Origin of the sequence: Pseudomonas sp. S07E 245, assembly GCF_019599025.1 — a bacterium.
Taxonomy (GTDB): domain Bacteria; phylum Pseudomonadota; class Gammaproteobacteria; order Pseudomonadales; family Pseudomonadaceae; genus Aquipseudomonas; species Aquipseudomonas shirazensis.
Window position 1 is genome coordinate 5,200,824 of the sequence record NZ_CP080625.1, and the last position, 14,516, is coordinate 5,215,339.

Sequence of the window (14,516 nt, forward strand, 5' to 3'; positions counted from 1 at the left end):
TCAGCTCCACTCAATCAAGCCAACGAGGCTAAGGCCTGCCCCTAGCGGTAGAGTCAACAGCGGCACTCATACCCGCGCCGCGCAAATCATTCCTTCGGCTGATTTGGCTGTCACATCTGCGCTCTAGAGTAACCGCCTGACCTCGCCCGACTCGAAAAAGGGATAACCATGCTGCAGACGCGCATCATCCAACCCGCTGAAGGTGCTTACCAATTCCCGCTGCTGATCAAGCGCCTGCTGTTGTCTGGCAGCCGCTACGAGCGCACCCGCGAGATCGTCTACCGTGACCAGTTGCGCCTGACCTATCCACAACTGGTCGAGCGCATCGCGCGCCTGGCCAATGTGCTTAGCGAGGCCGGGGTCAAGCCGGGCGACACCGTCGCCGTGATGGACTGGGACAGCCATCGTTACCTGGAATGCATGTTTGCCATCCCGATGATCGGCGCGGTGGTGCACACCATCAATGTGCGCCTGTCGCCCGAGCAGATCCTCTACACCATGAACCACGCCGAGGACCGGCTGGTGTTGGTCAACAGCGATTTCATCGGCCTGTATCAAGGCATCGCCGGGCAGCTGACCACGGTTGAAAAGACCCTGCTGCTGACCGACGGCCCGGACAAGCGCGCCGAACTGCCGAACCTGGTCGGCGAGTACGAACAACTGCTGGCCGCCGCCAGCCCGCAGTACGCCTTCCCTGATTTCGACGAGAACTCGGTGGCGACCATGTTTTACACCACCGGCACCACCGGCAACCCTAAGGGCGTGTACTTCACCCATCGGCAACTGGTGCTGCATACCCTGGCGGAAACTTCGGTACTGGGCAGCATCGACAGCGTGCGCCTGCTCGGCAGCGATGACGTGTACATGCCGATCACGCCGATGTTCCACGTTCACGCTTGGGGTATCCCGTACGCAGCCACGCTGATGGGCATGAAGCAGGTCTACCCTGGCCGATACGAGCCGGACATGCTGGTCAAGCTCTGGCGAGAAGAGAAGGTAACTTTCTCCCACTGCGTACCGACCATCCTGCAGATGCTGCTCAATTGCCCGGCGTCCCAGGGCCAGGACTTCGGCGGCTGGAAGATCATCATTGGCGGCAGTGCGCTCAACCGTGCGCTGTATCAGGCCGCGCTGGCCCGTGGCATTCAGCTCACTGCAGCCTATGGTATGTCCGAAACCTGCCCGCTGATCTCCGCGGCGCACATCAACGAAGAGCTGCAGGCCGGCGGCGATGACGAGCGGGTCAGCTATCGGATCAAGGCCGGGGTGCCGGTGCCGCTGGTGGAAGCCGCGATTGTCGACGGCGATGGCAATTTCCTCCCGGCCGATGGTGAGACCCAGGGCGAACTGGTGCTGCGGGCGCCGTGGCTGTCGATGGGGTATTTCAAGGAGCCGGAAAAAAGCACCGAGCTGTGGGCTGGCGGCTGGCTGCATACCGGAGACGTCGCCACCCTCGACGGCATGGGCTATATCGACATCCGCGACCGCATCAAGGATGTGATCAAGACCGGCGGTGAATGGATTTCCTCGCTCGACCTTGAAGACTTGATCAGCCGCCATCCGGCGGTGCGTGAAGTGGCAGTGGTCGGTGTCGCCGATCCACAGTGGGGCGAGCGTCCGTTTGCCCTGCTGGTTGTTCGCGACGGGCAGAGCCTTGACGCCCGCGCGCTCAAAGAACATCTCAAACCGTTCGTCGAGCAAGGTCATATCAACAAGTGGGCGATTCCCAGCCAGATTGCCGTTGTTACGGAAATTCCCAAGACCAGCGTCGGCAAGCTGGACAAGAAGCGCATCCGCCTCGATATCGTCGAATGGCAGGCCAGCAACAGCGCGTTCCTGTCGACCCTGTGAAGCGCAGCGGGTCATCGGCGAATTAGGCGCGACCCGCATTGCAGAGAGGATGGCGCCTTGTCAAATGGGAAAATTGGGCCATGCTAGAGCACTGTCAGCTCGCACACCGGACCAGATCGGGGCGAGCGACGGGCACGGAACGCAAATCACACTTTAGAGGGATCTAGCGTCCGAGCCTGCTGGCTATAGTCGGGGCCAGGGGTTTTCAGAAACGGAGGGGGAGCGCTGCGTGCAACTCGCAGCGTCGCAGGTGCAAGCCTGCCTACCGGTCAGCCGGACCGTTTCTGCAAGGACTCACTGCCATAACAAAAAAGAACATGGAGTAGCGTCGATGAAATCTGCACACCCGTTCTGGCGTCGGGCAAGACTGCCCTTTGCCGTCAGCCTCGCTTCTACGCTCGCAAGCCCTGCATTCGCGGTCAGTTTCAACATCGGTGAAATCGAAGGCCAGTTCGATTCGTCGCTGTCGGTCGGTGCCAGTTGGTCGACAGCCAGCCCGAACAAAAACCTGATCGGCGTCAACAATGGTGGCAAAGGGCTTTCGCAGACCTCCGACGATGGCCACCTGAACTTCAAGCGCGGTGAGACCTTCTCGAAAATCTTCAAGGGCATCCATGACCTCGAACTGAAGTACGGCGACACCGGCATCTTCGTCCGGGGCAAGTACTGGTATGACTTCGAGCTCAAGGATGAACACCGCGAGTTCAAGGACATTAGCGACTCCAATCGCAAGGAAGGCGCCAAGTCTTCCGGGGCCGAGCTGCTCGATGCGTTCGTCTATCACAACTACTCGATTGCCGACCAACCCGGCTCGGTGCGTTTCGGCAAGCAGGTAGTCAGTTGGGGTGAAAGCACCTTCATTGGCGGTGGCATCAACTCGATCAACCCGATTGACGTGGCTGCCTTCCGCCGTCCTGGCGCCGAGATCAAAGAAGGCCTGATCCCGGTCAACATGTTCTATATCTCGCAGAGCCTGACCGACAACCTCTCGGCCGAGGCCTTCTACCAGCTGGAATGGGACCAGACGGTTGTCGATAACTGCGGCACCTTCTTCTCTCAGCCGGACATCATTGCCGACGGCTGTACCGACAATCTGCGGGTGCTCAGCAGTGGGCGAACTTTGAGCGGGCTGCCACCTATAGCGCAGGGCATCCTGGCCGGGAGCGGGGTGGACTACAACAACGAAGGCGTGCTTGTGCGGCGCAGTGCTGACCGCGATGCCCGTGACAGTGGCCAGTTCGGGGTCGCGCTGCGCTACATGTTCGAGCCATTGGACACCGAGTTCGGCGCCTACTTCATGAATTATCACAGCCGTGCGCCGATCTTCAGTGCCACCGGTGCCGATCCATCGGTGTTCGCTGGCCTCGCCGGTTTGCCGCCACCGCTGCAGGGTCTGGCGCCGCTGATCGTTGCGGGCAACTCGAAATACTTCGTCGAGTACCCGGAAGACATCCGCCTGTACGGTTTGAGCTTCTCCACCACGCTGCCAACCGGTACCGCCTGGAGCGGTGAAGTCAGCTACCGGCCAAACGCGCCGGTGCAGCTCAACACCACCGACATCCTGTTCTCCGGCGTACGTCCGATCGGCGGCGGGTTGACCAACGCATCGTTGCTCACTGGCACACCTGGGCAGGACCTGCACGGCTACCGTCGCAAGGAAATCACTCAGTTCCAGACCACCCTGACGCACTTCTTCGATCAAGTGATGGGCGCCAGCCGCATGACTGTGGTCGGCGAAGTCGGCGTGACTCACGTTGGCGGCCTGGAGAACGCCCGCGAAATCCGCTATGGCCGTGACCCGGTCTATGGCCCGGGGCCGCTGCCAGCGACCGGTGGCGCGGATACCTGTGTGGCGCTCAATAACAGCACAATCGGTGGCGCCGGCGCGGGCGCATCCACCGCCAACCTCAGCCGCAAGTGCGAAAACGATGGCTATACCACCAGTACTTCGTGGGGCTACCGAGGCCGCGTGATCTGGGACTACAACGACGTCTTCGCTGGGGTCAACCTCAAGCCAAGCGTGGCCTGGTCGCACGACGTGTCCGGCTACTCACCTGGCCCCGGCGCCAACTTCGAAGAAGGGCGCAAGGCCGTCAGCCTGGGTCTTGACGCCGAATACCAGAACACCTACACAGCGAGCCTGTCGTACACCAACTTCTTTGACGGCAAGTACACCACCGTGGATGACCGCGACTTCGTTGCGCTCAGCTTCGGCGTGAACTTCTAAGCCCATTGATCCAGGACGACCAATAATGAACAAGACCAGAAGTCTGCTGAAGGCCGGTGTACTGGGCATGTCCCTGCTGGCAACCAGCGTCATGGCTGCGGTTTCCGCTGACGAGGCGGCCAAGCTCGGCAGCACCCTGACGCCGATGGGTGCGGAAAAAGCCGGTAACGCCGACGGCTCCATCACGGCCTGGCAACCGCTGTCGAAAACCGCTGGCAGCGTCGATGCCAAGGGGTTCCTGTCTGACCCGTATGGCAGCGAGAAGCCCAAATTCACCATCACCGCGCAGAACGTCGAGCAGTACAAGGACAAGCTTTCGCCTGGCCAGTACGCGATGTTCAAGCGCTACCCGGAGACCTACAAGATTCCGGTCTACCCGACCCATCGCGGCTCGACCGTGCCGGATGAAGTTTTTGCCGCCATCAAGCGCAACGCTACCAAGACCAATCTGGTGGCGGGCGGCAACGGCCTGGAGAACTTCGAGACGGCTATTCCGTTCCCGATTCCCAAGAGCGGCGTCGAAGTGATCTGGAACCATATCACCCGCTATCGCGGTGGCAGCGTGACGCGCCTGGTTACCCAGGTCACGCCGCAACCCAACGGCTCCTACAGCCCGGTATCGTTCTCGGACCAGTTTGTGTTCCGCGACAAGCTGAAAGATTACGATCCAGCCAACCCGGGCAACGTGCTGTTCTACTTCAAACAGAAGGTCACCGCGCCTTCGCGCCTGGCGGGCACCGTGCTGCTGGTCCACGAGACCCTTGACCAGGTCAAGGAGCCGCGCAAGGCCTGGGTCTACAACGCCGGCCAACGCCGCGTGCGCCAGGCACCGCAGGTGTCCTACGATGGTCCGGGTACTGCGGCAGACGGGCTGCGTACATCCGATAACCTCGACATGTTCAACGGCGCGCCAGATCGCTACGACTGGAAGCTTGAAGGCAAGAAGGAGATGTACATCGCCTCCAACACCTACAGGCTCGATTCGCCAAGCCTGAAATACGCCGATATCGTCAAGCCCGGCCACATCAACCAGGACCTTAGCCGCTATGAGCTGCGCCGGGTCTGGCATGTGGTCGCGACCTTGAAGCCGGGCCAGCGGCATATCTATGCCAAGCGCGACTTCTATATCGATGAGGACACCTGGCAAGCCTCGGTGATCGACCAGTACGACGGTCGCAACCAGTTGTGGCGCGTGTCCGAAGCGCATGCTCAGGACTATTACAACAACCAGGTACCGTGGTACACCCTCGAGGCGATCTATGACCTGCAGTCGGGTCGCTACCTGGCCCTGGGTCTGAAAAACGAAGAAAAACGTGCCTATGACTTTGGCTTCACCGCCAGCAAGGCCGACTTCCAGCCAGCAGCGTTGCGCCAGGACGGTATTCGTTAATCAACGCAGCTAAAACTCCGCGTGACTCCCAGAACGCCCCGGCCCGCCGGGGCGTTTTGATTTCCGGTGCGCACTGATGGGTTGCCGTAAATCAGCTCTGTCGTTTTTTGTCGTAGTCTTTTACCGGATAAACACACCCATCATCTTCAAATAGGCTGCGATACCCGCTAGTCTCGCAACGACCTGCTGTGCTGATGTCTCCCTCATAACGAGCCGGCCATGACTGATCTGTCCCGTACGCATGGATACACCAGCCAGGCCCTTGGCCTGCTGGACGGGCGTTTTTTCCGGCCACCGTTGCCCGATGGCCATGTGCCCCGTGGGCGCTTGTGCCAGCGTCTGCATGCGGGGCTGTCTGGCAGGCTGTTGCTGATCAACGCGCCAGCCGGCTTCGGCAAAAGCTCACTGGCGATCGAGTTCTGCGAGTCCCTGCCTGATCACTGGCGCAGCCTGTGGCTGGGGTTGAGCCAAAGGGATGCCGACCCTGGGCGCTTCCTCGAGCGCCTGCTGGAAGGTTTGCAGCAGTACTGCCCGGCCTTGGGCGGGCAGGCCATGGGCCTGTTGAAAATGCGCCAGCGTCATCAGCCGTTCGCCTTCGAAGAGTGGCTCGACGGCCTGCTCGACGAGCTGGCGCTGTACCTGCAAAGCGATAGCCCGATCCTGCTGGTGCTTGACGACTACCATCTGGCGCAGGGGGCGGTGCTCGACCGGTGTTTGCAGTTCTTCCTCAATCACCTGCCAAACGGCCTGGTGCTGATGATTACCAGCCGCCAGCGCCCCGATTGGCACCTGGCCCGTCTGCGCCTGTCGCGCCAACTCAGCGAACTCAACGAGCAGGACCTGCGCCTTACTGCCGACGAAGCGCTGGCGGTGCTCGGCCGACAGCCCACCGGCTTGCGCGGGCAGGCACTGGACAACCTGATCCAGCGCAGCGATGGCTGGGTAGCGGGGCTGCGCTTCTGGCAGCTGGCAGCCAGCGAGTCGGGCGACGAACATGCCTTGCCGCAGGCATTGCATGGCGGCGAAGGGCTGATCCGTGATTATCTGCTCGAAGAAGTGATCGATATCCTGCCGGCCGACGTGCAGGCGTTTTTGTACGAAACCGCCTGCCAGGAGCGCTTCTGCGCCGAGCTGTGCGATGCCCTGCGCGCACGTCAGGACAGCGCCGGCATCCTGCGCTACCTGCAAGCGCATCAGGTGTTTCTGGTGCCGCTGGATGAACACGGCCATTGGTATCGCTACCATCATCTGTTCTCTGATTTGCTGCGCAGCCGCCAGCACAGCGCGCCGCTGGCTGATCTGCACCTGCGCGCCTGCCGCTGGTTTCAGGCCCAGGGCCTGCTTGACGAAGCGGTCGAGCAGGCCCTGCGCGCCGGCCATCTGGATGTGGCGGCGGACCTGGTGCAGAGCCTGTCCGAGGAGCAACTGCTGGCCGAGCAGAACGTCGGCATGCTCCTGCGCTGGAAGATGGACCTGCCCGACAGCCTGTTGATCAGCACGCCACGGCTGATCGTGCTGTACAGCTGGGCGTTGGGCCTGGCCTGCCAGTTGGACGCTGCCGAAGAACTGGCGGCGCACCTCAGCCGGTTTTTGCCGGCGCCCTCGGCCACCGCCCAGCGCTCGATGCTGGCGCAGTGGCTGGCGCTCAGTGGCGTGATCGCTCGCGGCCGCGGCGACCGTGAACGCACCTTGAGCTATTGCAGCGAAGCGCTGCAGAGCCTGCCCAACAAGCGCTACGGCCAACGTCTGGTGTGCCTGTCGACGCTGTCCAACCTGGCCATTGCCGACGCCGACTTCTGGCGCGCGCGTGGCTGGAACCGCGAGGCGCTGGAGTTGGCCCAGCGGGTCGGCAACCCGTTGTTCGAGGCACTCGCCCATTACGATCGGGCGCGGGTGCTGCACGCCCGTGGTGAAATCCGCCGGGCGCTGGATGAAGTCCGTCAGGGCTTGTTGCGCCTGCAGGATCTGTCAGCGCAGCGGCTATACGCGGTGCGCGCCAGGCTGACCTTGTACGAGGGCCATCTGCTCGCGGCGCACCTGCAACCGGCCCAGGGCCGCGCGCGCTTGCGCGCGGGCCTCAGTGAGGCACGCGCCTGTCGCGATATCAGCGTGCTGATCGGGCACTGTGTGATTGCCTCGCTGGACGGCCGCGAAGGGCAGTATGCCGAAGCCTTCGCCGAACTGGCCGAAGCCGAGCGCTTGATGCATATCTGGGACGTACCGCCAATCTTCTACCTGGCGATGATCACCCTGGTGAAGTGCGAGCTGTGGCTGGCCCAGGGCCGAACCGACCTGGCCGAATCATGGCTGCTGCGGCTCGCTCAGACCTATGGCGGCGAGCAGCCCGCTGCGGCGCCGGAGTTTCACCCATTACTGCCATTGCACATCGAGCTGCAACAGGCGCTGCTGGAGCGCGTCCAGGGCCGTTCGGCGCAGGCTGTCGCGCGCCTGCAGAGGCTGGTCGAGCGCGGCCAGGCCAGTGGCGGTCAGTTGCTGGCGGCCAGTGCCTTGTGCCAGCTGATTGCCCTGCATCTGGCCGAGGGCCGCGAGCAGTCCGCTGCCAGCCTGTTGCCGCAAGCGCTACTGGCCGCCCAGGGTGGGGCCTTGCAAGCGTTTCAACGGTTGCTGGATGAACAGCCGCTGTGGCTGCGCGAGCAGCTGTCGACGCGCCCCGCCAGCAGCGTCCAGCTCGACCTGCTGGCGCGCCTGCCGCAGCCGCAGGTGGTTGCCAGTGGCACCGGCGAAGCCCTGAGCGGGCGGGAGTTGGCGGTGCTTGAGTTGATCGCCCAAGGCTGCTCGAACCAGCAGATCAGTGAGCGCCTGTTCATCTCGCTGCACACCGTCAAGACCCACGCCAGCCACATCAACAGCAAGCTTGGCGTGGAGCGCCGCACCCAGGCGGTAGCCAAGGCCAAGGCGCTAGGCCTGCTGCCCTGAGCCTGCGCTACGGCCTGCGAATTCGCCCTCAGCTTTCTCTACCTGCTGCCGATAAACAGGTCGGCGACACGCATCGCCTCGGGTCATTTTCCATCCTCTGCCATGACAGGTCGTGTTGATGCTGCAGTACGGGCAAAAAAGCTTTCTGATCGTCGACGACTTCACCGACTTTCGCACCTCGGCCCGCTCCATGCTCCGCGAGCTGGGCGCGCGCGATGTGGACACCGCTGACAGCGGCGAACAGGCGCTGCGCATGTGCGCGCAGAAACGCTATGACTTCATCCTGCAGGACTTTCACCTGGGCGATGGCAAGAAGAACGGTCAGCAGGTACTCGAGGACCTGATCCTCGACAAGTTGATCAGCCACGAGTGCGGGTTCCTCATGGTCACCGCCGAGAGCAGCCAGGCCATCGTTCTCAGCACCCTCGAGCACGAGCCGGATGCCTACCTGACCAAGCCGTTCAACCGTGTCGGTCTGGCCCAGCGCCTGGAAAAACTGCTGCAGCGCAAAACCCTGCTCAAGCCGATTCTGCAGGCACTTGATCGCGGTCGTCCGGCCGAAGTGATGGCCGCCTGTGCTGCCCTGTGCAAGCAGGACCCGCGCTTTGCCCCGCTGTGCCTGCGCTACCGCGCCGATGCCCTGCGCGATCTCGGCCGCTTCGAAGAGCTGGAGAAGTTTCTCTCGTCGATCCTCGCCAGCAGGCCGCAGCCGTGGGTCTACTCGATGCTCGGCAGCGTGCTGCACAAGCGCGGCCAGAACGATCAGGCCAAGGGCGTGTACGAGCAGGCGCTGAAAGCTTTCCCGATCATGCCGGGGCTGTATGACGGCATGGCCGATGTGCTGGTCGCCCAGGGCGATAACAAGCGTGCCCAGCACATGCTCGAGGAGGCCGTGCGCCTGTCGCCACTGGCGGTACGCCGGCAGGCCGCGCTGGGCAAGCTGGCGATGGGCAACGACGATTTCGAAAGCGCGTCCAAGGCCTTCCGTCACGCTGTCAGCCAGGGCCAGAGCTCGCGCTACAAGGACGCCGAAACCAACCTTGGCCTGGCTCAGGCGCTGATGAGCAAGAACGCAGGTTTTGGCCTCGACGCACGCACCCGGGTCGAGATCAACACCGTGCTCAGTGAGGTAGCCAAGGAGAACGGCGAGGACCAGGGCCTGCAAGTGCGTGCCCGGTTGATGAAGGCGGCCAGCCTGCAACAGGCCGGCGACCCTGAAACCGCCGCCAAGTTGACCGAGCAGGCCATGCAGCGGCTGGACAACATGGACCAGTTCTTCTCGGTCGACGCCGCCCTGACCGTGGCCAAGCAGCTCCAGCAACTGGGCCAGGAGGCAGCCGGCACCAGCATCCTCAAGGGTTGCGTGGAAACCTACGGCGATGACCCCAAGGTCATGCAGAGCGTCGCCAAGATGACCGACGACCCAACGGTGCTGGGCGCCGTGACCGAAGCGGTCGATCTCAACCGCCAAGGGGTACGCTGCTATCAGACTGGCCAGCTCGACGAGGCCTTGGGCATGTTCCGCCGAGCGCTGTCGCTACAGCCAAAAAATATCAGTATCGCCTTGAACACGGCTCAGGCCCTGTTGCGTATCGCCGGTGAGTCGCCTTCGCCCGAATACATGCTGGAGTGTCGCAGCTGCCTGCAAAGCGTGGCCGGCATCCCCGCCAGCGACAGCCGCTACGAGCGTTATCGAAAACTGCATATGCGGGTGTTTGGCGCATGAACCAGGAAAGCCCGGGGCTGGATTTCTCGACAGTGATCGCCTCCACTGTCCACGACATGAAAAACTCACTGTCAGCGTTGATCCAGGCGCATAACCAATGGCTGGCGCGGCTGCCCGAAGCGCAGCGGCAAGGCAACGAGCAGGGCGTCATTGAGCACGAATTCGGCCACCTCAACGGCATGCTGGTGCAGATGCTCGGGCTGTACAAGCTGGGCGTCAATCAGCTGCCGATCTGCCCTGGCTACCACGAGCTGGAAGATTTCATCGAGGCGCAGTTGGCGGCGCATCAGGAGATCCTCAAGCACCGCGATATCCTCGCCACCTGGCGTATCGAAAGCGCCAGCCCGCTGGGCTTCTTCGACCGCGAGCTGGTGGCTTCGGTGATCTCCAACGTGCTCACCAACGCCATTCGCTACGCCGGCCACGCCTTGCTGATCGGTATTGAAGAAGACGGCGAGCAGTTGATCATCAGCGTCAACGACGACGGCCCGGGTTATCCCGAGCGCATGCTCGAGCGGCAGCAGGATTACATTCAGGGCCTCGACGCCAGCACCGGCAGCACTGGCCTGGGCCTGTACTTCGCGGCACGGATTGCGGCCCTGCATGAGCGCAATGGCGTTACCGGCCGAATCGAAATCAGCAACGGTGGCGCCCTCGGTGGCGGTTTGTTCAGGCTCTATCTGCCCTGAGTCGAGGTATCATGCTCAGCATTCTTCAGCTGAGCACAACCCCCATGACCAGCGCCGCCCCAAGCCTTATCCGCGAAACTTTCCCGGTCGGGCCGTTGCAGTGTAACTGCACCCTGATCGGTGATCCGCTGAGCAAGAAAGCCATCGTCGTCGACCCAGGCGGTGATCCAGAGAAGATCGTCGCCCGCTTGCAGGCCCACGGCCTGACGCTGGTCAGCATCATCCACACCCATGCCCACCTTGATCACTTTCTCGCCTCTGGCCGGCTCAAGGAGCTGACCGGCGCGACCTTGCACCTGCACAAGGACGACCAGCCGCTGTGGGACAACCTGGAGATGCAGTGCCAGATGTTCGGTGTGCCGTATACCCCCGCACCACCACCGGATCGCTGGCTCGCCGATGAAGAGGAGCTGGCCTGCGGCTGTGGCGTCGCCCTGCACACGCCTGGGCATAGCCCGGGCTCGATGAGCTTCTGGTTTGCCGATGCCAAGCTGCTGATTGCCGGCGACACCTTGTTCCGCCGCGGGATTGGCCGCACCGATTTGTGGGGTGGCGACCAGCGCACTATCGTTCGTTCGATCAAGGACCGTTTATACCGGCTGGATGAAGACGCGGTGGTGGTGGCCGGGCATGGCCCAGATACGCGCCTGGGCGATGAGATGCGCGAGAATCCTTTCGTACGCGCTTGAATATTCATGGAATTATTCAGCCCAGCAATGATCCAAACCCAGCATGGGTCAACGTACGATCACTGCACACTTGAATTTCTGTAGGAGCTTTCCATGATGCGTCGTCTGATTATCGTCGCTACTGCCGCTGCCCTGATGGCAGGTTGTGCTGGCCAGAACCCTTATGACAACCAAGGCCAGGGTTCTGGCGGCATGAGCAAGACTGCCAAGTACGGCGGCCTGGGTGCTCTGGCCGGTGCTGTAGCCGGCGCTGCGATCGACCACAACAACCGCGGCAAGGGCGCGCTGATCGGCGCGGCTGCGGTAGGTGCTGCCGCTGCCGGTTACGGTTACTACGCCGACAAGCAGGAAGCTGCGCTGCGCGAGAGCATGGCCAACACCGGCGTCGAAGTGCAGCGTGAAGGTGACCAGATCAAGCTGATCATGCCAGGCAACATCACCTTTGCCACCGACTCGGCGAACATCTCGCCAAGCTTCTACACCCCGCTGAACAACCTGGCGGGCTCGTTCAAGCAGTTCAACCAGAACACCATTGAAGTGGTCGGGTTCACCGACAGCACCGGTAGCCGCCAGCACAACATGGACCTGTCGCAACGTCGCGCGCAGGCGGTCAGCACTTATCTGACCTCGCAGGGCGTGGATGCTTCGCGGGTGTCGGTACGTGGCCTTGGCCCGGATCAGCCGATTGCGAGCAACGCCGATGCCAACGGGCGTGCGCAGAATCGCCGGGTTGAAGTCAATCTGAAGCCGATTCCTGGGCAGCAGTATCAGCAGTAATCTGCGTTTGCGTTGAGATTTTTGGGGCCGCGTTGCGGCCCTTTCGCGACACAAAGCCGCTCCTACAAGGACCGCGCGCGTCTGTAGGAGCGGCCTTGTGTCGCGAAAGGGCTGCAAAGCAGCCCCAAGATCCACTCAAATATTCCTGCTGGCCTGAATCGCCGTCAGCGCAATGGTATGCACAATGTCATCCACCTGCGCCCCGCGCGGCAGGTCGTTCACAGGTTTACGCAAACCCTGCAGCATCGGCCCCAGGCTGACCCCATCAGTGCTGCGCTGCACCGCCTTGTGGGTGGTATTGCCAGTATTCAGGTCAGGGAACACGAACACCGTCGCGCGCCCAGCCACCGGGCTTTGCGGCGCGAGTTGGCGGGCGATCTCCGGGTTGGCCGCAGCGTCATACTGCAACGGCCCATCAATCACCAGACGTTGTTCGGCCTGCTGCGCCAGACGCGTTGCCTCACGCACCTTGTCGACTTCCTCGTCACTGGCCGAATCACTCGAATAGCTGATCATCGCCACCCGCGGCGCAATGCCGAAGGCCTCGGCTGACTGCGCGCTCTGCTGGGCGATCTCGGCCAGCTCGGCGGCGCTCGGGTGTGGGTTCATCACGCAGTCGCCGTACACCAGCACCTGTTCCGGAAACAGCATGAAGAACACCGACGACACCAGGCTGCTGCCCGGCGCGGTCTTGATCAGTTGCAGGGCCGGGCGAATGGTGTTGGCGGTCGAATGCACCAGGCCAGAGACCAAACCGTCGACTTCATCCAGCGCCAGCATCATGGTACCGATCACCACCGGGTCTTCCAGCTGCTGTTCGGCCATCGGCGCATTGAGGTTCTTGCTCTTGCGCAGATTGACCATCGGCTCGACGTAACGCCCACGGATCAAATCAGGGTCGAGAATTTCCAGATCCGGCGGCAGGGTAATGCCCTGCGCGCGGGCGACCGCCTGGACTTCTTCGGGCTTGGCCAGCAGCACGCAGCGGGCAATCCCACGCGCCTGGCAAATCGCGGCCGCTTGTACCAGCAGCGGCTCGGCGCCCTCGGGCAGGACGATACGCTTGTTGGCCTGCTGGGCGCGCTGGATCAGCTGATAGCGGAACACCGCCGGCGACAGGCGCAGTTCACGCGGCGTGCCGCAGCGCTGGTGCAGCCAGGCGGCATCGAGTTGGCCGGCGACAAAGTCGGTGATGAATTCGGCGCGCTCGCGGTCGTCGACCGGGATCTCGCGGTTGAGCGAGTTGAGCCGGTTGGCGGTGTCGTAGGAGCCGGTGCTCACCGACAGGATCGGCAGGCCGGCCTGCAGTGCGCCTCGACACAGTTCGAGAATGCGTGGGTCAGGCTTGCTGTCGCTGGTCAGCAACAGGCCCGCCAGCGGCACGCCGTTGATTGCCGCCAGACTTACGGCAAGGATGATGTCGTCGCGATCGCCAGGGGTCACCACCAGCGTGCCGGGCTTGAGCAGCGGCACTGTGTTGGCCACGGTGCGGGCGCAGATGATGATGGTGTTCATCCGCCGTTGCTCGTAGTCACCGGCGTTCACTACCTGAGCGCCGAGCAGATCGGCCACATCGCGGGTGCGTGGCGCGTTCAGCTCGGGTTGATAGGGGATGCAGCCGAGCAGGCGGAAGTCATTGCCGCGCAGCAGCGGCGAATGCTCACGCAGGCGGCTGGCGAACTCGCTCATGCTCTCTTCGGTGCGGACCTTGTTGAGGATCACCCCAAGTACCTTCGGATCACGCGGGCCGCCGAACAACTGCGCTTGCAGCTCGACACGGCCAGACAGTTCGCTGAGCACTTCGTTTTCCGGCGCCGACACCAGAATCACCTCGGCATCCAGGCTTTTCGCCAGATGCAGGTTGACCCGCGCCGCGTAGCTGGCATGCCGGGTCGGCACCATGCCCTCGACCACCACCACGTCCTTGCCGACGCAGGCCTGTTGGTACAGGCGAATGATTTCTTCAAGCAGTTCGTCGAGCTGGCCGTCGCCGAGCATCCGCTCGACCTGGCCCAGGCTCAGCGGCGTCGGCGGCTTCAGGCCGTGGGTGCGCGCCATCAGCTCGGTCGAGCGCTCCGGGCCGGTGTCACCCGGATGGGGCTGGGCAATGGGCTTGAAGAAGCCGACCTTGAGGCCGCCGCGCTCGAGCGCGCGGACCAGGCCGAGGCTGATGGAGGTCAGGCCGACACCGAAGTCGGTCGGTGCGATGAAAAATGTCTGCATGCGTGCT

Annotated in this window: 9 protein-coding genes; 8 read left to right on the top strand and 1 reads right to left on the bottom strand. The window is 62.8% G+C overall.

The genetic code is table 11. The features are described 5' to 3' along the window. Positions 1–168: 168 nt before the first annotated feature. The 8 genes from K3F44_RS23965 to K3F44_RS24000 all read left to right on the top strand — a co-directional run bounded on the left by K3F44_RS23965 (position 169) and on the right by K3F44_RS24000 (position 12,286). The gene (locus K3F44_RS23965; protein ID WP_220633096.1) at positions 169–1,851 is read left to right on the top strand and encodes a fatty acid--CoA ligase; all 1,683 of its coding nucleotides are present in this window, start codon (positions 169–171) and stop codon (positions 1,849–1,851) included. A gap of 331 nt (positions 1,852–2,182) precedes the next feature. Then, positions 2,183–4,078: a DUF1302 domain-containing protein gene (locus tag K3F44_RS23970; RefSeq protein WP_150570065.1), complete on the top strand. Its 1,896-nt coding sequence runs from the start codon at positions 2,183–2,185 to the stop codon at positions 4,076–4,078. Positions 4,079–4,103: 25 nt separating this feature from the next. Continuing rightward, positions 4,104–5,468: a DUF1329 domain-containing protein gene (locus tag K3F44_RS23975; protein WP_101316558.1), complete on the top strand. Its 1,365-nt coding sequence runs from the start codon at positions 4,104–4,106 to the stop codon at positions 5,466–5,468. A gap of 219 nt (positions 5,469–5,687) precedes the next feature. Next, on the top strand, positions 5,688–8,405 hold the full coding sequence (locus K3F44_RS23980; protein ID WP_220633097.1) for a LuxR C-terminal-related transcriptional regulator: 2,718 nt from the start codon (positions 5,688–5,690) through the stop codon (positions 8,403–8,405). Positions 8,406–8,523: 118 nt separating this feature from the next. Further along, positions 8,524–10,131, top strand: coding sequence for a tetratricopeptide repeat-containing response regulator (locus K3F44_RS23985; RefSeq protein ID WP_101322940.1), 1,608 nt, complete (start codon positions 8,524–8,526; stop codon positions 10,129–10,131). Then, positions 10,128–10,820 (top strand): sensor histidine kinase KdpD, encoded by a 693-nt coding sequence (locus tag K3F44_RS23990; RefSeq protein WP_188035362.1) that lies wholly within the window; start codon positions 10,128–10,130, stop codon positions 10,818–10,820. The genes K3F44_RS23985 and K3F44_RS23990 overlap by 4 nt, the downstream gene beginning before the upstream one ends. A 44-nt stretch (positions 10,821–10,864) precedes the next feature. Further along, the gene (locus tag K3F44_RS23995; protein WP_101322941.1) at positions 10,865–11,509 is read left to right on the top strand and encodes an MBL fold metallo-hydrolase; all 645 of its coding nucleotides are present in this window, start codon (positions 10,865–10,867) and stop codon (positions 11,507–11,509) included. A 93-nt stretch (positions 11,510–11,602) separates the two neighbouring features. Then, entirely contained in the window at positions 11,603–12,286 is a 684-nt protein-coding gene (locus K3F44_RS24000; protein WP_178080745.1) for an OmpA family protein, read from the top strand. A gap of 135 nt (positions 12,287–12,421) precedes the next feature. On the opposite strand, the gene pta is transcribed toward K3F44_RS24000, so the two are convergent. Next, positions 12,422–14,509: a phosphate acetyltransferase gene (pta, locus tag K3F44_RS24005; RefSeq protein ID WP_101316566.1), complete on the bottom strand. Its 2,088-nt coding sequence runs from the start codon at positions 14,507–14,509 to the stop codon at positions 12,422–12,424. Between the last annotated feature and the right edge of the window lie 7 nt (positions 14,510–14,516).